The organism is Methylophilus sp. 42 (assembly GCF_000384155.1).
Classification (GTDB): Bacteria; Pseudomonadota; Gammaproteobacteria; order Burkholderiales; family Methylophilaceae; genus Methylophilus.
Map to the genome: position 1 here is coordinate 1474313 of NZ_KB913031.1, position 25158 is coordinate 1499470.

A 25158-nucleotide genomic window follows, 5' to 3' on the forward strand; every position below is an offset into this window, starting at 1 on the left:
TGATATCCACCATCGAAATGGTACTTAATTGATTTCAATGATCTTTTTTTTTGATGGCATAAACGGAACAGTTATTGCTCTTAAGAAGTACTTTTAAATCAAAAGTTATTCAATAAAAGTATTCTCGGGAAAAAGGATCATTCGTTATGAATAAAAATACTATCAAGCCATTGCTGCTTGCAATTGTGTCTGCCTATGCAGCGCAGGCGATGACAGTGCATGCTGAAGACGTGAAGTTGGAGAAGGTGGAAATTGTCGGGACTACACCGCTGCCTGGCGTGGGTTTGCCACTGGAAAAAGTACCTGCGAACGTGCAGTCAGCCAAGGGTAAGGAAATTGTGAATCAGCACAGCAATACGATCGCTGATTTTATGAATAACAACATGGTGGGGGTGAGCGTGAATGAGTCACAGAATAACCCGTTTCAACCTGATGTGTTATTCCGTGGTTTTACGGCATCGCCATTGTTGGGCACGCCACAAGGCTTGTCTGTGTTTGTTGATGGCGTACGCGTCAACGAGCCTTTCGGTGATGTGGTGAACTGGGATTTGATTCCCGTCAATGCGATTGCAAACATGAATCTGATTCCAGGGTCTAACCCTGTTTACGGCCTGAATACGCTCGGTGGTGCTTTGTCTGTGACGACCAAGAATGGCCGTACACATAAAGGTGGCGCCATTGAGTCAAGCTTTGGCTCATGGGGACGCAAGAATACCTCTGCCGAATTTGGTGGAGTGTCAGAAGATAACTCTGTTGATTACTTTATCTCCGGCAATTATTTTGACGAAGATGGCTGGCGTGATTACTCGCCAAGCACGGTGAAGCAACTATTTGGCAAGGTGGGCTGGCAAAATGAGACCACGCGCCTGGAGTTGAGCTACACCGGTGCTGATAACAATATGATTGGTAATGGATTGGTTCAAAAAGAGCTGATTCAGGATTTTGGCCGCAGCGCCATCAATACGCGTCCAGATCAAACCAAAAACAGCATGAATTTCTTGAATTTGAACGGTAGTCATTGGTTTAATGATGACGTGCAATTGACTGGTAATGTTTATTTCCGTCAATCCAACCGTAAAACCCTGAACGGGGATGTCAATGATGATTTTAACGGCTCAGGAGCTTTGGATCTGAATGCGGATGGTGAAATCGATAGTGCAGAACTGGCCACAGCGCTTGCTGATTGTCAGGCAGGCAACAACTCTGAAGAAAACTGTTCAGGGGCTTTGAATCGTAGTAATACGCGTCAAAGAGGCCATGGTTTTAATACCCAGTTGACCTTCAACCAGCCGCTGTTTGAAAAGAAAAACCAGTTTATTGTTGGTGCGGGCTATGACTTTTCCAAAATCAAGTTCTCGCAATCTACCGAATATGGGCTGATTAATGCCTCGCGTGGTGTGGATGCATTGGGTGAGTTGAGTGACGAAGCGGCAGTGAAACTGAATGGCAGAACCACCAGTTGGGGTGCATTTGTCACGGATACTTTGTCCTTGACCGATCAATGGCATTTAACCATGTCTGGCCGCTACAACCATATCAAGGTTGAAAACCGTGACCGCCTGATTCCAGATGTGACTGACCCGGAAACATTGTCTGGCGATCATAGCTTTAACCGACTCAACCCGGCAGTTGGCCTGAACTTTACGCCTACACAAGCGTTGACCATGTACGGTAGCTATAACGAAGGTATGCGCGCGCCAACCTCTATGGAATTGGGTTGCGCAAACCCGGCTGTACCATGCAAGCTGCCGAATGCGATGGCAGGTGACCCGCCGCTGAAAAAAGTGGTGGCTAAAACCTTTGAAGTCGGCGCCCGTGGCCAGTTAAGCGACAATATTCGCTGGTCTACCGCGGTCTATCGCACTGAGAACCACGACGATATTCAGTTTATTGCCACCAATGCCACCAATGGCATGGGCTATTTTGACAACGTTGGTAAAACCCGCCGCGTTGGCCTCGATGCCGGTTTAAATGGCGTGACAGGTGATTTGTCATGGAATGTCGGCTACAGCTTTGTGCGCGCGACTTACCAAACACCTTTTGAAATCACCAATGAAGTGAACTCGTCTTCTGATGGCACCGCTATCCAGGTGGGCAAAGGTGATCGACTGCCTAACTTGCCTGAGCATGCCTTGAAATTGCGTTTGCAATATCAAGTGACGTCACAATGGACGGTAGGCAGCAACATCAATACCTATTCAGACGTATATGTGCGTGGTAACGAGAACAACAAGCATCGTGCCAATGATGGGGATGATGAACACGTACAGGATTCTGGCAAAGTGGGTGGTTTCACTATCGTCAACATCGATACGCGCTATCGCTTTGGCAACAGTGGTTGGCAGTTCTTTGCTAAAGCCATCAATATTTTTGACAAAGAATATGCGACAGGTGGCTTGTTGGGTGAAAACTGGATTGAGGGCGGTCAGTTCTCAGGCAACGAAGAACCTTCTAAATTGCTGATGGTCGGTGCACCTCGCGCTGGCTGGCTGGGCTTCCGTTATGAATTTGGTGCCAAGCCATCATTAGCTAGTTACGACCGTGACTAAATAACAATAATTAAGGACGACGCGTGCTTTCACAAATTTCATCATCCACGGATAAATCGGTTTTTTTACCATTCAAGAAAAAAATTCTGTTGGTAGAAGACGAAGTGCTGTTTGCCAAGGCGGTGGTTAAACGCCTGCAAAAAGCCGGATTTGAGTGTGAGCACGCAGAGTCTTTGCATGATGCCAGATTGCTGGTGAAACAGTTTGAACCGGATATGGCGCTGCTGGATATGCGCCTGCCCGATGGCAATGGCCTGGATTTGTTATCAGACTTTGTTGCCAAGAATATCAACACCATCGTTATGACCGCTTTTGGCGATGTGACTGATGCGGTCAATGCGATCAAAATGGGTGCGATAGACTACTTGAAAAAGCCTATCGACCTTGAAGAATTACTGCTCATTATTCAAAAGAATGAGAAAACCACCGATTTGCAAACTAGCCTGGACTACTCCAGGCAACGCGATACTATCGTCAATGAGTCAGTGCAGCTGATCGGTGAGAGTGCTGCCATGCAAAGCGTGCGACAGCAGATTACCCGTATTGCGCAATTAAGCGCGCTTAGTGATGCTGTACAGCCTACGGTGTTGATTACCGGCGAAACTGGTACCGGAAAAGATGTGGTCGCGCGCTACTTGCACGCCAGTTGTGCCAATCATGACAAACCGTTTGTGCATGTCGATTGTGCTTCATTGCCAGCCGAGCTGATTGAAAGCGAGTTGTTTGGCCATGAGAAGGGCGCGTTTACCAATGCTGTAGCTTCACGTCCGGGCTTGATTGAGTCTGCTGAAGATGGCACCTTGTTCCTGGATGAAATTGGTGAATTGCCGCTGGGTTTGCAGGCTAAGTTGCTGAATGTGCTGGAGCGCAGAATGGTGCGACGCCTGGGCTCAACCAAAGAGCGCCCGGTGCAGGCGCGTATTATTGCGGCCACCAATCGTGATTTGTACCAGATGTCCAGTGAAGGACGTTTCCGCTCTGACCTCTATTACCGTTTAAACGTCATCACCATGCAGATGCCGCCGCTGCGTGACCGTGGCCAGGATGTGTTGCTGCTGGCAAATTACTTCAGGCAGATGACCGAGAAGCGCTATGCATTGCCACATCATGAATTCAGTGCAATGGCTCTGATGGCGATACAAGGCTATCACTGGCCTGGTAATGTACGTGAAATGCGTCATCAGATCAGCCGTGCCGTGCTGATGTGCACGCAGGCGATGATTTCAGAGCATGACTTGGGCCTGCCGCAGATGGCGGCCGTCAATACAAACTCGTCAACGCAAGGCGAGGCACAAGTCACGCTGGATGATGCAGAAAAAGCCATGCTGTTGAATGCGCTGGAACAGTCACGCCACAATGTTTCCAAAGCAGCCAGGTTGTTGGGCATTACCAGAATGACCATGCGCTATCGCATGGACAAGCATGGTATCTCAGTATAAATAAGCATCCGCCTCCATCGCAGAATCCTTTTTTGCTCAATGACTTAGTTGTCATGGCCCGGTTTTGATGGGCTATTGACAACGCTCAGGATTGAGCATAACGTCATTAAACATTTCTATAATATTGGATGAGGAGCGGGGTATGTCAGTCAGTCGATTATGTAGTGCATTGTTGCTCGCATTAACAGTTAGTCATCAGGCGTATGCAGCCACTTACAATGTGGATGCTTATGACAACAGTATTGCTCAAGGTGTAGGCAGTGGCCTGGATACGATTACGCTGAACGCAGGCGATGTATTTAATATTTCTGTGAGTGTAGACGATTTGTGGAGTGCTGGCGCATTGCCAAGATTTTCTACTGCCGATGGCTTGAATGGTAATTTGTATGCGACAGCAACAGATGATTCCGGTGAGGCGGTGGGTACGTTGATCGGAATTAACTATGGCCCAGTGACGATGGATGGCTTTACAGCCAATTTCGGCCAGCTGGTTGGCCGCATCGGCAGTACTTATATCGCGCTAGGCACCAGTTATAGTGGCGTTGCGGCTGAGAGTGGTGTACTAAAGTTGTATTACTGGGATTCAAATTTCGGCGACAATGCTGGCAAGATTGCGGTCAATGTGACGACCGTGCCTGAGCCTGAAAATGCCGCCATGTTGTTTGCCGGTTTGGCGGCGATCAGCCTATTGGCAAAACGTAAGTCGCGTTAATGGTATGTTACTGTATTTAAAAACCTCGCTTTAGCGAGGTTTTTTGTTATTGGCCTGGGCTTTGCCGCGTGGTTGTCTTGTGACATAAATCAATCCTGATCAGGCGCCAGCGAAATCGCCCATGGTATCATTGCACTTTTACAGTGGAGCTGAAAATGATTGGTACCCCGTTGAGCGCAAATGCGACCAAAGTCATGTTGTTAGGCAGTGGTGAGCTTGGTAAAGAGGTGATTATTGCCTTGCAGCGTTTGGGGGTGGAAGTCATTGCGGTGGATCGTTATGCGCATGCACCGGGACACCAGGTTGCGCATCATGCTTACGCCATTGACATGACGGATGCCACGGCTTTAAAAGCCCTGGTGAATCAGGTAAAGCCACATTATATTGTGCCTGAAATCGAGGCATTGAATACGCAAGCATTGGCCGAAATCGAAGCGACGGGTGTCACCGTGGTGCCTACGGTGCGTGCGGTGCAATTGACCATGAACCGTGAAGGTATCCGTCGACTGGCGGCTGAAGAATTAGGTTTACCAACGTCGCCGTATGCTTTTGCACGCTCAGAAGCCGAGCTACAGGCCGCGATTGACGGCGGTATTGGCTATCCATGTTTTATCAAACCCACCATGTCTTCATCAGGCAAAGGCCAGTCTCGTATTACGCAAGCGTCTGAGGTGAACACTGCCTGGGAATATGCCGCCAGTGGCGGCCGCGTGAATCAGGGCGTGGTGATTGTAGAAGGCCAGATTGACTTTGATTATGAAATCACCTTGTTAACGGTGCGTGCTAAAAATGTATCCGGCCAGATTGAAACACACTTCTGTGCGCCGATTGGTCATGTGCAGAAGCAGGGCGATTATGTAGAAAGCTGGCAGCCACAAGCCATGCATCCGCAAGCGTTAAAAAATGCACAAGACGTTGCCAAAAAAGTGACTGATGCTTTGGGCGGACAAGGCCTGTTTGGCGTCGAGTTGTTTGTCAAAGGGGAGCAGGTCTGGTTCTCCGAGGTTAGCCCGCGCCCGCATGACACAGGAATGGTGACCATGTGTACGCAACGCCTGAATGAATTTGAATTGCATGCACGTGCGATTTTAGGCTTGCCGGTAGATGTGGCGCAGCGCGAAGCTGGGGCCAGCGCCGTGATTTATGGCGGTGCAGATGCACAGGCACTTGAGTATCATGGCCTGGAAGCTGCGATGTCTGTGCCCAATAGTGAAGTTCGCCTGTTTGGCAAACCGGAGTCATTTGTGCGCCGCCGCATGGGGGTTGCGCTGGCAACAGCAGACAATACCGAAGCGGCGCGTGAATTGGCCAAGCAAGCGGCTGCTCTGGTGACGCCAAAAGTCGCAGGCTAATAGCATGGCATTAGAGATACAAGAGCCTAATGCGGCCAAACAATCTTTGTTTGAATGGCTGGGCGGGGCTGAAAAGGGCGCTGAAACCATACGCAACCTGGTCGAGACCTTTTACGACACCATGGATACAGACCCTAAAGCGGCTGGTTTACGCGCCATTCATCAGCCGGATTTAACCGAGGCCAGAGAGAAGCTGTTTATGTTTTTAATGGGCTGGACCGGCGGCCCGCAGTTATATATTGAGCGCTATGGCCATCCGCGCTTGCGGGCGCGGCATATGCCATTCCCGATTGACGAGTCGGCGCGCGATCAATGGATGTACTGTATGATTAAAGCAATGCATACGCTGCAGTTCGAAGAGTCGCTCATGAAGCATATTGCCAATCAGCTCTACGGCGTGGCAGACTTTATGCGTAATCGCGAAGGCTAGCGGCCTTTGTCGCCTCATCGTTATATTGCTTGCGCATTTCGTTGCACAATAAAAAAAGCCCCGCGAACGGGGCTTTTTTTACGACTGTGCGCTGATCGCTTCTACGACTTCAGCCTGGGCAATGTCGCTAGCCTGGGCTTTCTGCCGCGGTTTATTCCCTGCGCCGCGCTTGGCCTGATTGCGTGTCTGCGGTGTGGCCTTAAAACCAAAGCCTCCTAGCAGGGCTGCAACGACTTTACGCTTGGCAGTAGAGGGCTTGGCTGGCACTTCTTTTGGTGCTGCCGCTGCCGCAGGTTGATAAGGTTGCTGGAACCAGCCTTCGTCTGCGCTTGTGGCTTTTGACGTGCGTGGTCGGCTAGCGGTGTTGATCGTGGCTTTTTCTTTTGGAATCTGCTTTTTAATCAACTTCTCGATGTCGTCGAAGTATTTGGTTTCATCTTCGTCGATCAGCGAGATGGCAATGCCTTTGGCGCCTGCGCGGCCGGTACGACCAATTCGGTGCACATAGTCTTCCGGTGCAGTCGAGATTTCATAGTTAATCACCAGTGGCAAGTCACTGATATCCAGTCCGCGTGCCGCCACATCGGTGGCAACCAGCGCGTGAATAGTGCCTGCTTTAAACGCGTCCAGGGCTTCAATACGTTCTTTTTGGGACTTATCCCCATGAATCGCACTGCATGGAATCTGGTCACGTTCCAGCGCACGCGCCAGCTTGCTGGCCGAGAGCTTGGTTTTCGTGAACACAATCACTTGCTGGTTGGCGTATTGCTTAAGTAGCTGCACCAGGAAGCGCTGTTTCTGGTCGCTATTCACTAGATACGCTTTTTGCTCGACATTGTCATTGGTCGCATTGCTGCGCGCCACTTCGATCAAGGTCGGGTTGTTCAAAAAGGCATCAGCCAGTTTTTTGATTTCATCAGAAAAAGTCGCTGAGAACATCAGGTTCTGACGCTGTTTAGGTAGCAATGCCAGAATGCGTTTCAAGTCAGGCATAAAGCCCATGTCCAGCATGCGATCTGCTTCGTCCAGCACCAGAAACTGCACCTGACTCAAAGACAAGGTTTTTTGCTCAACATGGTCCAGCAAGCGGCCAGGTGTGGCCACCAAAATTTCCACGCCTGTTTTGAGGATAGGCGTTTGTGTTTTGATATCCACGCCGCCATACACCACCAGGCTACGCAAATGCGTGTGTTTGGCATAGGTTTTGATGTTGTCATAGACCTGTATCGCTAATTCACGCGTAGGGGCCAATACCAGTGCCCGGATAGGGTGCTTGGCAGGCGAAGTACTGCTGCTGGAAAGCGGCAGCAGGGTATGCAAAATCGGCAAAGAAAACGCAGCCGTTTTGCCGGTACCCGTTTGCGCACCTGCCATCAAGTCCATACGCTGTAAAGCCAGCGGTATGGCTTGCGCTTGAATCGGCGTTGGTGTGGTATAGCCAGACTCATCAATCGCTTTTAACAGCGGCTCGGCCAGGCCGAGCGCACGAAAATCTACTGTGGTTTGCTCAGACATAGGCGAGTCTTAGGCAAATGAACGTGGGCGTTTGGCACCACCATTGTCGCCAAATGACTTGCCTGCCGGACGTGGTTTGTTATTGCCACGGCTACCGTTAGGGTTGCCAAAACGCTCCTGGTTGTTGCCTGCCGGACGTGGACGGCGTTGACCAAATTCGTCAGCCAATGCGCGTGCAAACTGGAAGTCGGTATCTTTATTATAGTGCTTGCTGTTACCGTTGACTTCTTTGTCCTGTTTTGGCTCGGTTGTGCGTGGTGCACGTGGCTTGTTGGCCTGTGCATCGCGATTGTTCTCGCGGTTACCTTCACGGGCGACGCGTTCACCAAATGATTTGTTCTGGCCTGGTCTGTCGTCACGACGGAAACCGCCTTTGCCCTGTGGTTTGCCGTTGCGTCTGCCGCCACGTTTGCCATCACCACCATCATCCATACGCGCAGCACGTTTTGGTTCAAAACCTGCAATCACTTCAGCTTGCAGCTTTTGGCCAGTGTATTGCTCAATTTTGCGCAACAGGTGACGGTCAGCGTTAGAGGCAAATGAAATCGCTACGCCAGTGTTGTTGGCGCGGCCGGTACGGCCAATACGGTGTACATAGTCTTCTGCAAATTTCGGCAGATCGTAGTTAATGACGTGTGAGATCCCTTGAACGTCGATACCGCGTGCAGCAACATCGGTTGCAACCAGTACTTTCACGTCACCATGGCGCAGTTTGGTCAAAGTGCGGTTACGCGCACCTTGCGTCATGTCACCATGCAGGGCTGCTGTGCTGTGACCAGCGGCATACAAGTCTTCAGCCAGCAAGTCAGCGTGACGCTTGGTGCTGGTGAAAATAATGGTTTGGTTGACATCTGGTGCAATCAGCAAATGTTCCAGCAGTTTGTTTTTGTGGTTCATGTCATCCACAAAGTGCAAACGTTGCTCAATGTTGGCGTGTCTTTCTTTCTGGCCTGCCACCTGAATTGTCAGTGGGTCGCGCAAGAAGCGTTTGCCGATATCCATAATGCCATCCAGTGTCGCTGAGAACAGCAAGGTTTGGCGCTCGGCAGGCAATGCTTCACAAATGCGCTCAACATCAGGCATAAAGCCCATGTCCAGCATACGGTCAGCTTCATCCAGTACCAGCATTTGCAAACGGCTCAAATCAATACGGCCGCGTTCCAGGTGGTCAATAAAGCGGCCTGGTGTTGCAACCAGAATGTCCAGTGGCTGTGACAGCAATTTGTTTTGCAATGGGTAAGGCATGCCACCAACGATGCTGATGCAACGTGCGCGCAAGAATTTGCCGTATTTACGTGCAGCATCATTTACTTGGGCTGCCAGTTCGCGTGTCGGTGTCAGTACCAGAATACGTGGGCCACGGCTGCGAACAGGGTGTTGTGTCGCCAGCAGGTTTAATGCTGGTAAGGTAAAGGCAGCCGTTTTACCAGTGCCGGTTTGGGCAGAGGCCATGATGTCACGGCCTTGCAAAGCTTCAGGAATGGATTGCGCCTGAATTGGTGTTGGGTTTTCATAGCCTGCGTCGGTCAATGCGCGCAAAATGGAGGGGTCGAGATTTAAATCTGCAAAAGACAAGGAATGTCCCTTTCATCAACAATTAAAAAGGGCGCAAGTAAAGCAATAAAGCAAAGCCAATGAAGCAGCATGGCACTCAAGAATGCGAGTGGTGCAATATCAACTAAGCCAAAGCAACATTTAAGATTGGATGCTTTTACCGGCGCTTGGGCATGGCCACTAACCGATAAAAGAAGATGGTGTCATTAAGACTTCATCTAAAGATGATAACCTCAAAATTTCGCGAGTTATCGACAGGTCAGGGCAATGAATTTAAAACAAATGTGGCGGGTCTAGTACCAGCCGTGTTTTAAAGTTGCTCGCAGTATAGCCACTTTATTTTAAAAGTCAAATATTTAAGTTGATTTGTGATAAAATCGCGCCCTTTCCAAACAGATGGCAGTTCACATGGCACGCAACCTTAGAAATATCGCAATTATCGCCCACGTTGACCACGGTAAAACAACCATGGTTGACAAGCTACTTCAACAGTCAGGTACTTTTGCCTCACACCAAGCGGTGACTGAGCGTGTGATGGATAGCAACGATCTGGAAAAAGAACGCGGCATTACGATTCTGGCCAAAAACACTGCTTTAACCTACGAAGGCACACATATTAATATCGTCGACACACCGGGCCACGCCGACTTCGGTGGCGAGGTAGAGCGCGTATTAGGCATGGTGGATGGCGTATTGTTGTTGGTGGATGCCGTGGATGGCCCAATGCCACAAACGCGTTTTGTGACCAAAAAAGCACTGGCCCTGGGTTTGAAGCCAATTGTGGTGATTAACAAAGTGGACCGTCCAAGTGCCCGTCCTGATTGGGTGATCAACCATACGTTTGATTTGTTCGCTAACCTGGGTGCCACTGATGAGCAACTGGATTTTCCGGTGGTTTATGCCTCAGCCTTAAATGGCTTTGCCACCTTAGACATGAGCAAACCTTCAGACAACATGCGTGCTTTGTTTGACACCATTTTAAGCCATGTTGAGCCGCCTAAAGGTGATAGCGAGGCGCCATTGCAACTACAAATTTCTGCCTTGGATTATTCTACTTATACTGGTCGCCTGGGCGTTGGCCGTGTGACCAATGGCCGTATCAAGCCAGGCCAGGTCGTCGCCGTGATGCGCGAAGATGAACAAGTAGCACAAGGCCGTATCAACCAGGTGCTGGGCTTTAAAGGCCTGGAGCGCGTGCCGGTAGACGAAGCTGAAGCAGGTGACATCGTCATCATTTCAGGTATTGAAGAAATCGGTATCGGTTTTACGATCTGTGATCGTGACAAACCAGTCGGCCTGCCGCATTTGGGCGTGGATGAGCCAACCCTGACCATGGACTTTATGGTGAACACTTCACCATTGGCTGGTACAGAAGGTAAATTTATTACCTCACGTCAGATCCGTGACCGATTGACTAAAGAATTACTGGTTAACGTGGCTTTGCGCGTTGAAGATACTGAAGACACCGATGTATTCCGTGTTTCAGGTCGTGGTGAATTGCACCTGACTATTTTGCTGGAAAATATGCGCCGCGAAGGTTTTGAAATCGCCGTGGGTAAACCACGTGTAGTATTCAGAGAAATCAATGGTGAAAAATGTGAGCCATATGAAATCCTGACTGTGGACCTGGAAGACGAAAACCAGGGTGCGGTGATGGAGGAGTTGGGTCGTCGCCGTGGTGAAATGTCAAATATGGAGTCTGACGGTAATGGCCGTACACGTTTGGAATACCGTATTCCAGCGCGTGGCCTGATCGGTTTCCAGGGCGAGTTTTTGACACTGACCCGTGGTACTGGTTTGATGGCGCATATTTTTGACGAATACGCACCATTGAAAGCCGATATGCCAGGCCGCCGTAATGGCGTGCTGATTTCAGCCGAGCAGGGTGAAGCGGTGGCTTATGCTTTATGGAAACTGCAAGACCGCGGCAAAATGTTCTCCAGCCCGGGTGACCGTTTGTATGAAGGCATGATTATCGGTATCCATAGCCGTGACAATGACCTGGTGGTTAACCCGATCAAGGGTAAACAGTTAACCAACGTGCGCGCCTCCGGTACTGATGAAGCGGTGCGTTTGGTGCCGCCTATCTCTATCAGCCTGGAAAGTGCTGTGGAATTTATTGATGATGACGAATTGGTCGAGATCACACCAAAAACAATTCGCCTGCGTAAACGCTTCCTGTTGGAGCATGAGCGTAAACGTTCCAGCAAGTAATTAGGATTGATCGGTAAAAAAGCCAGCAGAAGCTGGCTTTTTTATTGCCTGTAACATCCTGTTAGTTTTTTAATATTATTTAATTCTCACACATGTTAATAATTGATATAATTAACATATAAAATAACTAAAGTTAACACATTGGTGGCTGGCTAGCCGATCTGAGTTAACGCCGTGAAAAATTTATTTTTAATATCAATTAAGGAGAAATGTAATGGCAATGTGTGAATTAAATGTAGTTGAGGTGGATGTTGTGTCTGGTGGTTTTGGTGCTGGCATTGGTTTTTTTGGCATGCCTGAAGAAACCGTGGCTGCTGGTAATGTGTTGATTGCCGCAGTCGGCGGTATTGGCGGTGTCGCAACAACGCTGGGCCAGGTGTTAAATGGCCCGTCAGGTCCGGCAGTTGTTTCTGCGCTCTCCGGTGTATTGTCTGGTGGTGTGTTTGGGTTGCTGTTTGGCCGCAATTAATCCTTAAGTTAAGGAATCTCCCCTAATAACAGCCTCGTCAGAGGCTGTTTTTTTATATCGGTGTTCCGGGCGGCGGTTTATCGGTTTGTTAGGCTACCTTGGTGTTTGCAATTTAACTGCGATACACTTGCCAACAAGCCATTACCAGATCATGTCTATGACCGCTACACTAGAGCAGTACCGTGTTAATCCGAAAAAATTTTCCTTAAAGCAATTCAAGGCGGACGATCGGTCTGCCCGCACTGGTGATAAAGCAAGTGATGCCAGTTTGTTGGCCGAATTAACCCATCAAATTAACCTCAGGCAGGATATTTTGCATGCAGAGGCAAAGCATAAGGTTTTGCTGATTTTGCAGGGCATGGATACCAGCGGTAAAGATGGCACAGTCAAGCATGTGTTTAGCGCCTGTGATCCTTTAGGTATTCGCCTGGCCAGCTTTAAGGCGCCCAGCGCAGATGAACTGGCGCATGATTATTTGTGGCGCGTGCACAACCAAGTGCCGACCAAAGGTGAATTGACTATTTTTAATCGCAGTCATTATGAAGATGTATTAATTGTGAAAGTGCATGACTGGATAGACGACGCAGAATGCAAACGTCGTTACCAGCAAATCAATAACTTCGAGCGCATGCTTAGTGAAACCGGCACCACTATCATTAAATGCTTTCTGCATATCTCCAAAGACGAGCAAAAGCAGCGTTTGCAAGAGCGTCTGGATGATCCAACCAAGCATTGGAAATTTAACCCGAAGGATCTTGATGAGCGTGCCTTATGGGACCGCTATATGGACGCTTATGAACTGGCGCTGAAAGAGACATCCACTAAATATGCGCCCTGGTATGTGATTCCGGCTGATTCTAAAACCAACCGTAATTTATTGGTTTCCCAGATTTTGCTGGAGAGTTTGAATCAATTGCCGCTGGCGTATCCAGCCAAGCCCAAAGAGTGGGATCAGCTCACCATTAAAGATTAATCGTAGAGATTAGTCATAGACACGTGAATTTAATGATTTTACGCTGTGTATAGATGGCCGTATTACAGTTTAATAACGCTGGGTTTTCATTCTCGATTAAAACATGAGCTTACGCTTTCGACTCAACTTGTTAGTCACCATGCTGTCGCTGGCCTTTCTGGTGGCCGCCGCGGTGGTGTTGGTGCGCGATACCAAAGACAGCATCCGTGAACGGGTAGAGGCCGCCACGCGGGTGACGGTGCAATTGCTGGATACGGTGATTGTCAGTTCGGCGATGAATCCCAGTCTGGGTCCCACTCATTACGTGCTGCAAGATTTCCTGCGTTCGCTGGGCTATGTGCGCAGTAGCCGCATTGAGCTCTACGATTACGCCAATAATCCTTTATATATTTCGCCGACTTCAACTTTCAAGTCTGAAATCAACCCGCCGGAGTGGTTTACCAAACTGGTCGCGCCTAAGGTGGAAACCGTGACACGGCGTGTGCGCTATGGTGTGTTGACCATTAGCTCTAATGCCGAAGGCTCTATCCGCGAGGCTTGGTCAGGCTTTCTGCAGTTAATAGTGATGGGCGTTGGTTTTTTTGTCTTGCTCAACTTGTTGGTGTATGGCTTGCTCAGCCACGCTTTGCGCCCGGTCCGACATATTTTGCATGCCATTAACCGCATAGAGCAGGGCGATTTGACCACGCGACTGGAGCGTTTTTCAGTGCCTGAGTTTGACAAAATCGGCCTCAGCTTAAACCAGATGGCCTTGTCGCTGGATGCCGAGCGTCAATTGGAGCAAAACCGCCAGTTGACGCAGCTGATTCAGCAGCACATTGAAGACGAACGACGCAGTCTGGCACGTGAGTTGCACGATGAACTGGGGCAATATGTGACAGCGATTAAGACCTTTGCCGTGGCCATTGTGAATAAAACCAAAGAAAGCACGCCAGATATTGCGGCCAATGCGCAAACCATCGTGGCTGCCGCCAACCATATTTACGACGGCATGCATAATATTATTCGCCAGTTGCGTCCGGCAGCCATGGATAATATGGGCTTGGTGGAAACCTTGCGTGATATGGTGTCAGGTTACCAGGTGCAACATCCTGAATTGAATATTCAGTTGCACTTATCAGGCGAATTCCAGCCCATGGGTGAAAACGTCAATATCAATATCTATCGCATGGTGCAAGAGGCCGTCAATAACGCCATCAAACATGCGCATGCGCAATGTATCAATGTGCACATGCTGACTGATGCGCAAGGCTTGCGCCTGATGATTTGTGACGACGGCGTAGGCATGCAACTGGATGCGGTGGATCAGAGCAAGCATTTTGGGTTGCTCGGCATGCGCGAGCGGGTACAGGCCTTGCATGGACAGTTTAAAGTGGTTTCGCAACCAGAGGCTGGGCGTGGAACCACATTGGAAATTCGATTGCCTATACAATCAGCATAAACAAGGGAGAATAAGCGTGATAAGTGTAATGCTGGTAGATGACCATGCAGTGGTCAGGATGGGCTTTAAAATGCTGCTCGAGTCAGACCAGGACATTAAGGTCATTGCGGAGGCTGAAAGTGGTGAAGCCGCGATTAAGGCCTATGTCGAGCACCATCCGCAAGTCGTGGTCATGGATATCACCATGCCAGGGATTGGTGGCATGGAGGCCATAGAACGCATTCTGGCCAAAGACAATCATGCCCGCATCCTGGTGTTGTCTGCCCATGAAGATTCCGTGCATCCCAAACGCGTGCTCAATGCCGGTGCCATGGGCTATGTCACCAAGCGCAGCGCGGCTGAGGAGCTGATTAAAGCCATTCGCAGTGTAGCGCAGGGTAAAAAATACATCGAGGCCAGCGTGGCACAGCAAATGGCGATTCAGCAATTGTCCGGTGAGCAAAATCCGGTGGATGTGCTCAGTGAGCGTGAATTCGAGGTGTTTATGTCATTGGCACGCGGTAAGTCTACCAATGAGATTGCTGAAACCTTGTTCCTGAGCCCACGCACGGTAGGCACGCATTTGTACAATATTAAACAAAAACTCAATGCGCAAAATTCGGCAGAGATTGCCCTGATTGCCATGCGTTGCGGGCTGCTTGAGCCGTAAGTTAGGCGGATGAAATAAAAAAGCCATTCTTGCAAGAATGGCTTTTTTATTGGGATCAATCGTTTATCTTGTACTGCGTGAGCTTAATATGCCAAACGCCACAATCAGCAACATGCCAGCAATCTCGTGTGTGCTTAGGGTCTCACCCCAAATGATGACGCCTATCAAGGTTGCAAACACTACGGTGCTATATGCCAGGCTGGCAACGGTTAAGGTGTTGCCTGTACGGTAGGCGCGCGTCAGGGCCAGTTGGCTAAAGGTGGCCGATAATCCTAATCCGCATAGTAGCGGTAAATCCTGCCAGCGCAGTACTGTCATATGGTCAATCAGCATCCAGCCACCACTGGCGATGGTGCATACCAGGGTAAAGTAAAACACGGTGCGCCAGTCGGGTTCGCCTTCAATGCCTAGTTGTTTGACGTGCACATAAGCGAAAGCGGCACCTATGCCGGACAGCAAACCTACGCCCCCCGCCAGTAATTGGTTGCTATTGAATGCGGGCTGCAACAACAGGCATACCCCGGCGAAGCCACCGATGACGCACAGGTTCAGTCTCCAGCGTTGCTGGCGGTTGAGTGGCCGTTCTGCTTTAAGCAGCCATGGCGACAGCAGTGCTAAAAACATGGGTGAGGTGTAGTTGAGCGTGATCGCGGTAGCCAGCGGTAAGTGCGCGATGGCATAGAAAAACAGCAATAGGGCCGTAAAACCAACCAGGGCACGACGCATTTGCATGGCTAATAATGGTGTTTTTAACGGTTTGCCATGCCAGCAGACAATGGCTGCAATCATGAGCAAGCCAAAGGCTGAGCGATAGAATACCAGTTCACTTGCGGTAAACCGCGCTGCCCCGGCTTTGACGCACGCGCCCATCACGGCAAAGCCCAAACCTGCCAGCAGCATCCAGTAGCTGCCTAGCTGCCAGTGTTTGGGATGCCGGAAGGCAGCATAGCGATGTTTGAACAAAAGAAACTTGCCTAGCGCTGCAAGTGTTCAGGCAGATGTGCTTCCATCTGTCTGCGATACCAGCGGTGGAAGTGTTCCAGGCCGGTTTCCATCGGGTGCTGGTAAGGGCCGCGCTCATCTTTACCTAGCATAAATAAACCTTTGCGGCCGTCTTGCATGCGCTGACAAATTTCTTTGTCTTCAACCGCAGTTTCAAAATAAGCCGCTTGCTGTGCCTGGATATATTCACGCTCAAACAGGGCAATGTCTTCCGGGTAGTAAAATTCGACCACATTCTGGCAAGACTCTGTGCCGGTCGGGATAATGTGCGAAACCACCAATACGTTGGGGTACCATTCGATCATGAGGAATGGGTAGAGTACAAACCAGATAGCGCCATACTTGGGTGGTGTGCCTTGCTGGTAATCGGTAACGGCTTGTTGCCATTGCTTGTACACGGATGACAGGCTGTAGTCCGGTAGCGGTTTGTAACCGACGGTTTGCACGCTGTAATGCTCAGCAAATTCCCAATTCAATTCGCCGCAGTCAACAAACTGGTTGAGGCCTGGGTGGAACGGGCCAACATGGTAGTCTTCCAGATAGACTTCGATAAACGTTTTCCAGTTGAAATCGTAGTGGTCAACAATGGCTGACTCAAAATGATAGCCGGTAAAGTCAAAGTCCTGCTTGCAGCCCAGTTGCTTGAGCACCTGGGCGATGTCCAGGCCTTTTTGTTTGGATGCCGTGTCACTGCCTTTAAACAGCAGGCCTTGCCATGCAGTCAGGGCTTGCTTCTCCAGGTGCAGGCATGGGTTTTGTTCAAAATGCGGGGCGCCCAGTAACTGGCCGTTTAAATCATAGGTCCAGCGGTGCAACGGGCAGACGATGTGTTGCGTGTTGCCTTGGCCATTGAGCATCACCGCTTGGCGGTGGCGGCAGATATTGCTGATCAGTTGTGGCTGACCATGTTGATTCACCAAGGCGGTAGCATTGTGCATCCAGTCCAGGGCGCGATAGTCGCCCGGGTTGGGAACCATGCGCTCATGCCCCAGATATTGTGGCAGCAGAGAGAACAAATGCGTTTGCTCCAGCGCATACACATCCGGATGCAGATACCAGTCAACAGGGAGTTGTGCGAAGCGAGTCTGGTTTTGTTCTTTATTTAAAGAGGTGACAGAACCCATATGCCTAACTGATTAATCACTTGCAAAAAAGGTGAATTGTGCCCGAAAAGGGGCATATTGAAAAGACGAAACAGGCAAAAGTGCCTGGTGAAGCAGCAGCAATTGTTTGATTCTAATCAATAAAACTGCATCGGCTGACGGCCGGATGCAAGCAGTGGACACGCTGGAATGTGCAAAGGACGCTTAACTAACTCGAATAAATTCAGTTATAATGTTGAAGGTTTCTATGTATAACTATACGTAAACGATTATTGCAATTTATAGGAGCAATCGCATGGCAAATTTATTAGATCAGTTGAAAGCAATCACAACCATCGTGGCTGACACTGGTGACGTTGAAGCAATCAAAAGTGTTAAACCTGTGGACGCAACCACAAACCCATCTCTGGTATTGAAGGCTAGCCAAATCCCAGAATACGCACCATTGATTGACACTGCCATTGCTTACGCAAAAGCACAAGGTGGTTCTAAAGAGCAACAAATTGAAAACGCAGCTGACAAACTGGCTGTGTTGATTGGCGCTGAAATCACTAAAGTGGTTCCAGGCCGTATTTCTACAGAAGTAGATGCACGTCTGTCTTTCAATATCGACGCGATGGTCGCTAAAGGCCGTAAACTGATCAGCCTGTACCAAGAGTCTGGCATCAGCAAAGACCGCGTGTTGATCAAACTGGCTTCTACCTGGGAAGGTATTAAAGCAGGCGAGATCCTGGAAAAAGAAGGCGTTCAGTGTAACCTGACATTGTTGTTCGGTTTTGGCCAGGCACGTGCTTGTGCTGAAGCTGGCGTATTCCTGATTTCTCCATTCGTTGGCCGTATCCTTGACTGGTACAAAGCGAAAAACCCAGGTACTGAGTACACACAAGAAACAGACCCAGGTGTGGTTTCTGTACGCGCGATCTACCAATACTACAAAGAGCACGGTTACAAAACTGTTGTGATGGGTGCTTCTTTCCGTAACACTGGCGAGCTGATTGCTTTGGCTGGTTGTGACCGTTTGACCGTATCTCCAAACTTGCTGCAAGACCTGGCTGCAACTGAAGGTACTTTGGTTCAAGTGTTGAAAGATGGCGGCAAAACTAAAGAATTGCCAGCTAAATTGACAGAAGAAGAATTCCGTTTTGAACTAAATCAAGATCCAATGGCCACTGAGAAGCTGGCTGAAGGTATCCGTGGTTTCGTGGCTGACCAGAATAAACTGGAAGCTGCATTAGCCGCAAAACTGTAATATCGCCATGCGATAATGCAAACGGGCAGGGACCTGCCCGTTTGGCTTTTAAGTCAGGCATAAATCGGCCTGCAACATTGACTTATTTTGGCTGCCAGCTTACTATGAGCGACCAGCTTGAATTGGTAGTACGCTAGTAATAGCATTTAAATTTTAATTTTTGGAGAAAAACATGGCATTAACACAAATGGCATTAGACTCATTGGATTTCGACGCAACTATCGCTTTGGCAGAAAAAGTTGCTCCACACGTTGACATTCTGGAAATCGGTACACCATGCATCAAGCACAACGGTATCAAATTGCTGGAAACTTTGCGCGCTAAGTTCCCAAACAACAAGATCCTGGTTGACCTGAAAACTATGGATGCAGGCGAGTACGAGTCTGAGCCATTCTACAAAGCCGGTGCTGACATCTGCGTAGTTTTGGGCGTATCCGACATCGGTACAATCAAAGGCGTAATCAAAGCTGCTAACAAATACGGCAAAAAAGCTCAAGTTGACCTGATCAGCGTTGAAGACAAAGTTGCTAAAACTAAAGAAGTTGCTGCTGCTGGTGCTCACATCATCGGTATCCACACTGGTTTGGACCAACAAGCTGCTGGTCAAACTCCTTTTGCTGACCTGGCTGCTGTTGCTGGTTTGAACCTGGGCGTTGAGATCTCTGTTGCTGGTGGTGTTAAAGCCGCTACTGCAGGTCAAGTACGTGACGCTGGCGCGACTATCATTGTTGCTGGTGCTGCTATCTACGGCGCTGCTGACCCAGCTGCTGCAGCTGCAGAAATCACTGCTATCGCTCACGCTTAATTCAGTTAAGTATCAATAAGTAATTATTGATCAGCGAGACAAAAAACCCGACCCAGCAATGTGTCGGGTTTTTTATTAAACTTTTTGAATACAGGACAAAACATGGATCATCAACAATTTATTCTGGACAACTTAAAGCGTATTCTGGACGTGACTGACAAGTCAAAAGCGGCTGAATTGCTGAAACTGGTTGAAGAGGCTGGTTCAACATTTATCGGTGGCGCAGGTCGCTCACTGTTGGTATCACGCTTCTTTGCTATGCGTTTGGTACACTCTGGTTACAGCGTTTACATGATCGGCGAAGTGGTGACACCAGCGATCAAAAAAGGTGATCTGCTGATCCTGGTTTCAGGTTCTGGCGGTACAGCAACCTTGTTGCCATTTGTGAAAAAAGCCAAAGAAGTGGGTGCCAAACTGGTGGTTATCTCTATGAAGAAAACTTCAGCCATGGCTGATGTGGCTGACCTGGTTGTTCAAGTCGGTCAAGATGACAGCTTCCCATTGGTTAAAGGCATGCCTATGGGCGGTCAATTTGAATTGTCTACCCTGGTATTCCTGGAAGGCGCCATTTCTGAATTGATCCACGCTAAAGGCCTGACAGAAGAAGGCATGCGCGCATTGCACGCAAACCTGGAGTAAGTGTCAGCGGCATAAGTTTCTCACGAAGCTTCGCTGTCAAAAAACCGGCCTGATGGCCGGTTTTTTATTGCGCGAATATTGCCAGGTCGATGGCGGTGAGCTGTTTCTGGTGCAGTGCGCTGGCAATCAATACGCCATCAGCCCCCGCGTGTGCCAAAGCCTGTATATCTGCGATGTGTCTGACACCGCCTGCGGCATAGATCGCCTGCTGTGGATGCTGTTGCTTCAGGGAGCTGATTTTCTCGACCTCTGGGCCTTGATTGGCGCCTACCTTGGGTAAGCTCATCAATATGGTCGGCTGGCTCCACAGGCTGGCCTCAGCCAGTAGGCGAGCAGGGCCATGAAAGCCATCCTGAAAGAAGTCCAGCGATAAAATACTGTGCGCCGTTATTTCACGCATGGCTTGATAGGTTTGGATATCCGTTAAGGTTTCACTGGCAATGATCGGGCGGATACCAGCGTCCAGCCAGGGCTTGAGTGCTTCGGTGCTATTGAGTCCGGCATCCACCCACCATTGCAGGTTCGGGAAGGCAGTCATGACCTGTTTAATCAATGGCAGGTGATTGGGCATGTCACGATGGCCCGTGATTGCATTTAAATCGGCAATATACACGCAGTCGAAGGCATAAACTTGTAAAATAGCAGTGATGACATCGAGCAGGGCGTGGCTATCGGTTAACTGCGATTGGATCGCACGGTAGTGCTGGCGTTGCCCTTGTATGGCTTGCACTACCTGGCCATGCATCAAATCGATGACGGGAATAATATGCACAATAAATCTCGCTTGAAAATCTGGGTCTGTGAATATGTCAGCGCTGGTGGCCTGGCCTCTGAAGCATTGCCTGCCAGCTTGTTGCAGGAAGGCTTACTGATGCGCGATGCCTTGCTGGCAGACTTGTCAGCGCTGGGCGTTGATTGTATCACTAGCCACGATAGCCGCGTTGCAGCTCCCATCCATGCCCATAGCCTGCCATTACACGCCAGTGATGATCCTTATGTGCTTTGGCGCCAGCAATTAGCATCTGATGACATTGATGCTTGCTGGATAATTGCGCCTGAAACAGGAGGCATTTTGCAGCATATGCAGCAATTGGTACAAACCGCTGGCAAAGTCTGGATAGGCTGTAGTGCCGACGCAATCGCGCAGACCAGTGCCAAATCGATCATGGCTGAGATTTGCCAGCAGGCGGGGATTACCGTGTTGCCGCATGTGTTTTTAGCGCAAGCCGATGCCTTGGAAAGCCTGAACTGGTATTACGATGCTACGACGACTGGCTGGGTAGTGAAACCCGATGATGGCGCAGGTTGTGAATTCACTTATTACTTTAAAAATATCAATGAACTTATTGATTTTAAATTAAAAATATCAATTGAAAATCCTTTGTTGTTCGCTAAGCTTTTGCTGCAGCCTTATGTGCCAGGCTTGGCGCTGAGCATGTCGGTGTTATCGACACAAGAGCGTGTACAGGTGATTGCCGGGCATCGGCAACGGATAGATATCCAGCAGGGATGTTTCCATTTTGATGGCGCTGGCGTGAACGAAGCTGCCACCCATCTGCCCGCGATGCAAGCGTTAGCCGAGCAGGTTCACCGTGCGATTCCTGGCCTGCTAGGCTACTGGGGCGCAGACATGATTTTGACCCCAGACGATCAATTGATGCTGGTTGAAGTGAATCCGCGCCTCACCACGCCTTATATCGCCTTATCGCCATTACTCACAGAAAATCCTGCCGCCATGATCCTGGATGCTATTTTAGAAAATAAACTGAGTACTGCTCAAGCACAGGCATCGTGTACTTTGTCCTTGGCTACAAAAAGCCGTACTGAGGTATTGTCAGCATGAAACGCGCTGTCATAGGGTGGGATATCGGTGGTGCGCATGTGAAAGCGGTGATGCTGGATGGGCAAGGTGATATTGTGCGCGTATTACAGCAAGCCTGTGCCTTATGGAAAGGCCTGCCGTTACTGGAAGATGCCATCAAATATGTGTTGCATCAATGGCAAATGGAGGCAGAGGCTTGTGACCATGCGGTCACCATGACCGGTGAACTGGTCGATTTGTTTGATAATCGCTTGCAGGGGGTGCGAGCGATTGCCGAGACGGTGCAGGACTATTTGCCACACGCCGAGTTCTACCTGGCCTCAGCGGCCCAAGGCGCAGGCTTTACGGCCAGCGTAGCAGGGCAGGAGGCGCATATTGCCTCCATGAACTGGCATGCCTCGGCACAATGCCTGGCGACCAGCATGACAGATGCCGCTATGTTGGTGGTGGATATTGGTAGCACGACTTGTGATATCACGCTGTGTGAGCAGCGGCAGGTAGTGCCCGTGGGCTGGTCTGACGCGGAGCGTATGGCGAAGCTGGGTTTATTTTATACCGGCGTCGTGCGCACGCCGCTGATGGCACTGGGACCGTTAATCACTTGGTTAGCACCCGGGCAGGCGCAGCCTGAGTCACGCCATATCGCCGCAGAATATTTTGCCACGACTGCGGATGTCTATCGCGTGCTGGGCGAGTTACCCCCTGATTATGACCTGGCCGAGACTGCGGACGGTCAAGGGCGCGCTATGGTTGACAGTATGCGTCGTCTGGCGCGGATGGTGGGGCATGATGTTGAAGATCAAACGGACGATGTCTGGCAGTCGCTGGCGCTTGCGTTTAAAGCCGCGCAATTGCATCACTTGCAACAGGCCATACAATCAATCATGGTGCAGGTGCCAAGGTCACCTCAGATCATGGTGGGGCTGGGGGCGGGCAGTTTTCTGGTGGCAGCGCTGGCGCAGCGTCTGGGCCTGGTTTATCAGCCAGCCACGGCATGGATGTCCGCAGGTAATTTACAATTAAAACAAGATGCAGAGGTCTGTTTTCCAGCCTATGCGGTGGCGAGGTTATGGCAAGCATGGCATTAATTCAATTGGATTTACCTTATGCAGAGGGCATGCACTGGCTGCGGCAAGTCAGGCATCTGCCATGGCCGATGCTGCTGGAAAGCGGCCGGGTGGAAGCCAGCCAGTCCCAGCTGCAAACAAGTGTAGATGAGGAAATCAGCCTGGGTGCCCGTTTTGATATTGTGGTGGCTGCGCCCGTGGCCAAAATCATACATCGCCACCCTGATACTGAAGTGCATACGCAGCAGGCCCAAACGAACCAGACCATCATAGAGAAATCCCAGCTGGATCCTTTCCAGGTTATCCAGCAATGGTTGTTGCCGCATGCGGTTGAGCGCATAGCCGATATTCCATTTGCAGGCGGTGCGCTGGGTTACTTTGCCTATGATCTGGGGCGCAGTATCGAAACCTTGCCAACATTGGCTGCTGAGGATATGCCGCTGCCTGAATTACTGGTGGGTATCTATGATTGGGCGGTGATCGTCGATCACCATTTGGGTATCAGCAAGCTGGTATCGCACGCTCGTTTCACCGAGGAGCAGGCCCTGCAGGCATTGCATCAACAGTTATTACAACCATCCATTGAGCAGCATGAAGCAGCGTTTAAGGTCACTGGCGAGATTCGGCCGAATATGGATCAAGCAGCCTATGCCAGCGCCTTCCAAAAAGTGAAAGACTATATCCGCGCGGGCGATTGCTATCAGATTAATCTCGCACAGCGCTTTGAAGTGGATGTGGCAGGAGATGCTTGTGAGGCTTATGACCATTTCCGGCAATTGAGCCGCGCGCCATTTATGGCTTATTTGCAAGTAGAAGATGGCGCAGGTAAGCCCCTGGCGGTGTTATCGATGTCGCCGGAGCGGTTCTTGCAGGTCATTGATCGCAAAGTTGAAACGCGGCCGATTAAAGGCACACGCCCACGGCACCAGAACGCCATTGCGGATGCGCAAGCCGCAGAGGAGTTAGCGCATAGCGTCAAAGATCGCGCCGAGAATCTGATGATTGTGGATTTATTGCGCAATGATATCGGCAAGGTGTGCGAAGTAGGGTCGGTTAAAGTTGATGCCTTATTTAAATTGCAGCGGTTTACCAATGTGCATCATTTGGTGAGTATTGTGCGCGGCTTGCTGGCACCAAAGTTTCATGCGCTGGATTTATTGCGCGGATGCTTTCCTGGCGGTTCCATTACCGGCGCACCCAAGTTGCGTGCCATGGAGATTATCGAAGAGCTGGAACCGCACCGACGTGGTATTTACTGTGGCAGCATTGGCTATATTGGTTTTGATGGTAGTATGGATACGAATATCGCAATAAGAACTGCCGTGATAGGTAATGATAAAATGACTTTTTTTGCCGGTGGTGGTGTGGTGGCTGATTCGGATTGCGCCAGGGAATATCAGGAAACATTTGATAAAGCCTCGCAATTTTTCAAGTTGGTAGCACACTTTAAAATGACAAAATAATATTCGGGAACGTGCCTATGTGGGTGATCAAGCTAGGGGGTAGCGTGACACACTACGACAGCCTGGTACAGTGGCTGCGACTGGTTGTCCGTTGGGGCGATGGCAAAGTCATTATTGTGCCTGGCGGCGGCTTGTATGCTGATGCCGTGCGTGATTTTCAGCGTATGCGGGCAGTACACCCGGACGGCCATATTGATGATCAGCAAGCGCATGCACTGGCCATCTATGCCATGGATCAAATGGCGCGCAGCCTGGTTGCCATGGTGCCTGAGCTTGCCCTGGTACGAAATCCACTTGAAATTGCAGAAAGCGGCTGGCAGCATCGCGGACTGGTCTGGCTGCCTAGCGAGATGGCGCTCAATACCACGTTTGCCAATGAACATGTGCTGGCCGAAAGTTGGGATGTGACCTCTGATAGCCTGGCTGCATGGCTCGCCTGGCAACTGGAGGCGCAATATGTATTGCTGGTCAAATCAGACGACAGATTGCTAGATGGGCAGATGCCTCTAGGGCTGCAAGCGTTGCAGTCCATGGATATGGTTGATCAGGGCTTATCTGGCTTGCTCGCAGAGGCTAAATTCCAGACTTATGTGGTGCACCAAAGCGAGTATGCGCTGTTTGAGCAGGGGTTTGCCGGGGGAGCCTTAATGGCCAAGCTGTTAAAAGACCGCCTCTTGCAAAGCGAGTAATAAGCTCGCTTTGAGTGGTTAT

Annotated in this window: 22 protein-coding genes; 17 read left to right on the top strand and 5 right to left on the bottom strand. The window is 49.9% G+C overall.

Annotated elements, in window-relative coordinates; all coding sequences use genetic code 11:
* Positions 1–146: 146 nt before the first annotated feature.
* From MET42_RS0107255 to MET42_RS0107275, 5 genes are all read left to right on the top strand, one after another.
* Entirely contained in the window at positions 147–2549 is a 2403-nt protein-coding gene (locus MET42_RS0107255) for a TonB-dependent receptor (RefSeq protein WP_019882207.1), read from the top strand.
* Between the two features lie 23 nt (positions 2550–2572).
* Complete coding sequence (locus MET42_RS0107260; protein WP_019882208.1) at positions 2573–3988, top strand: sigma-54 dependent transcriptional regulator; 1416 nt, start codon at positions 2573–2575, stop codon at positions 3986–3988.
* 142 nt (positions 3989–4130) lie between these two features.
* Entirely contained in the window at positions 4131–4700 is a 570-nt protein-coding gene (locus tag MET42_RS0107265; RefSeq protein ID WP_232411379.1) for a PEP-CTERM sorting domain-containing protein, read from the top strand.
* A 155-nt stretch (positions 4701–4855) separates the two neighbouring features.
* On the top strand, positions 4856–6052 hold the full coding sequence (gene purT / locus MET42_RS0107270) for a formate-dependent phosphoribosylglycinamide formyltransferase (protein WP_198289765.1): 1197 nt from the start codon (positions 4856–4858) through the stop codon (positions 6050–6052).
* A gap of 4 nt (positions 6053–6056) precedes the next feature.
* The gene (locus tag MET42_RS0107275; protein WP_019882211.1) at positions 6057–6482 is read left to right on the top strand and encodes a group II truncated hemoglobin; all 426 of its coding nucleotides are present in this window, start codon (positions 6057–6059) and stop codon (positions 6480–6482) included.
* A gap of 78 nt (positions 6483–6560) precedes the next feature.
* Here the strand turns inward: MET42_RS0107275 and MET42_RS0107280 are convergent, their stop codons facing one another.
* Entirely contained in the window at positions 6561–7997 is a 1437-nt protein-coding gene (locus MET42_RS0107280) for a DEAD/DEAH box helicase (protein WP_019882212.1), read from the bottom strand.
* Between the two features lie 9 nt (positions 7998–8006).
* A complete protein-coding gene (locus tag MET42_RS0107285) occupies positions 8007–9572 on the bottom strand; it encodes a DEAD/DEAH box helicase (RefSeq protein WP_019882213.1) in 1566 nt (521 codons plus the stop codon).
* Between the two features lie 387 nt (positions 9573–9959).
* Here MET42_RS0107285 and typA point away from each other — a divergent pair, with 387 nt between their 5' ends.
* The 5 genes from typA to MET42_RS0107310 all read left to right on the top strand — a co-directional run bounded on the left by typA (position 9960) and on the right by MET42_RS0107310 (position 15297).
* Entirely contained in the window at positions 9960–11765 is a 1806-nt protein-coding gene (typA, locus tag MET42_RS0107290) for a translational GTPase TypA (RefSeq protein ID WP_019882214.1), read from the top strand.
* Positions 11766–11979: 214 nt separating this feature from the next.
* A complete protein-coding gene (locus tag MET42_RS0107295) occupies positions 11980–12234 on the top strand; it encodes a hypothetical protein (protein WP_019882215.1) in 255 nt (84 codons plus the stop codon).
* A 157-nt stretch (positions 12235–12391) separates the two neighbouring features.
* The gene (locus MET42_RS0107300; protein WP_019882216.1) at positions 12392–13207 is read left to right on the top strand and encodes a polyphosphate kinase 2 family protein; all 816 of its coding nucleotides are present in this window, start codon (positions 12392–12394) and stop codon (positions 13205–13207) included.
* 139 nt (positions 13208–13346) lie between these two features.
* Positions 13347–14648: an ATP-binding protein gene (locus MET42_RS0107305; protein ID WP_019882217.1), complete on the top strand. Its 1302-nt coding sequence runs from the start codon at positions 13347–13349 to the stop codon at positions 14646–14648.
* Between the two features lie 28 nt (positions 14649–14676).
* A complete protein-coding gene (locus MET42_RS0107310; RefSeq protein ID WP_019882218.1) occupies positions 14677–15297 on the top strand; it encodes a response regulator transcription factor in 621 nt (206 codons plus the stop codon).
* Between the two features lie 63 nt (positions 15298–15360).
* Here MET42_RS0107310 and MET42_RS0107315 read toward each other — a convergent pair whose 3' ends face one another.
* Together MET42_RS0107315 and MET42_RS0107320 are read right to left on the bottom strand one after the other, a co-directional pair.
* Entirely contained in the window at positions 15361–16260 is a 900-nt protein-coding gene (locus MET42_RS0107315) for a DMT family transporter (RefSeq protein ID WP_019882219.1), read from the bottom strand.
* Positions 16261–16271: 11 nt separating this feature from the next.
* On the bottom strand, positions 16272–17423 hold the full coding sequence (locus MET42_RS0107320; protein WP_019882220.1) for an aromatic ring-hydroxylating dioxygenase subunit alpha: 1152 nt from the start codon (positions 17421–17423) through the stop codon (positions 16272–16274).
* Positions 17424–17697: 274 nt separating this feature from the next.
* On the opposite strand from MET42_RS0107320, the gene tal reads away from it, so the two are divergent.
* The 3 genes from tal to hxlB all read left to right on the top strand — a co-directional run bounded on the left by tal (position 17698) and on the right by hxlB (position 20095).
* Complete coding sequence (tal, locus tag MET42_RS0107325) at positions 17698–18651, top strand: transaldolase (protein ID WP_019882221.1); 954 nt, start codon at positions 17698–17700, stop codon at positions 18649–18651.
* 172 nt (positions 18652–18823) lie between these two features.
* On the top strand, positions 18824–19456 hold the full coding sequence (hxlA, locus tag MET42_RS0107330; RefSeq protein ID WP_019882222.1) for a 3-hexulose-6-phosphate synthase: 633 nt from the start codon (positions 18824–18826) through the stop codon (positions 19454–19456).
* Between the two features lie 102 nt (positions 19457–19558).
* Complete coding sequence (gene hxlB / locus MET42_RS0107335) at positions 19559–20095, top strand: 6-phospho-3-hexuloisomerase (protein WP_019882223.1); 537 nt, start codon at positions 19559–19561, stop codon at positions 20093–20095.
* 64 nt (positions 20096–20159) lie between these two features.
* Here hxlB and MET42_RS0107340 read toward each other — a convergent pair whose 3' ends face one another.
* Positions 20160–20867 carry a HisA/HisF-related TIM barrel protein gene (locus MET42_RS0107340; RefSeq protein WP_019882224.1) on the bottom strand — a complete coding sequence of 236 codons (708 nt, stop codon included), beginning with the start codon at positions 20865–20867 and terminating at the stop codon, positions 20160–20162.
* Here MET42_RS0107340 and MET42_RS0107345 point away from each other — a divergent pair.
* From MET42_RS0107345 to MET42_RS0107360, 4 genes are read left to right on the top strand one after another with little or no spacing between them, the layout of a single operon-like run.
* Positions 20862–21938, top strand: coding sequence for an ATP-grasp domain-containing protein (locus tag MET42_RS0107345; protein ID WP_019882226.1), 1077 nt, complete (start codon positions 20862–20864; stop codon positions 21936–21938). The genes MET42_RS0107340 and MET42_RS0107345 overlap by 6 nt on opposite strands.
* A complete protein-coding gene (locus MET42_RS0107350) occupies positions 21935–23005 on the top strand; it encodes a hydantoinase/oxoprolinase family protein (protein ID WP_019882227.1) in 1071 nt (356 codons plus the stop codon). The genes MET42_RS0107345 and MET42_RS0107350 overlap by 4 nt, the downstream gene beginning before the upstream one ends.
* Positions 22996–24447 (top strand): aminodeoxychorismate synthase component I, encoded by a 1452-nt coding sequence (pabB, locus tag MET42_RS0107355; protein ID WP_019882228.1) that lies wholly within the window; start codon positions 22996–22998, stop codon positions 24445–24447. Before MET42_RS0107350 ends, pabB begins: the two co-directional genes overlap by 10 nt.
* Before the next feature lie 17 nt (positions 24448–24464).
* Complete coding sequence (locus tag MET42_RS0107360) at positions 24465–25136, top strand: hypothetical protein (protein WP_019882230.1); 672 nt, start codon at positions 24465–24467, stop codon at positions 25134–25136.
* The last annotated feature ends 22 nt before the right edge of the window (positions 25137–25158 follow it).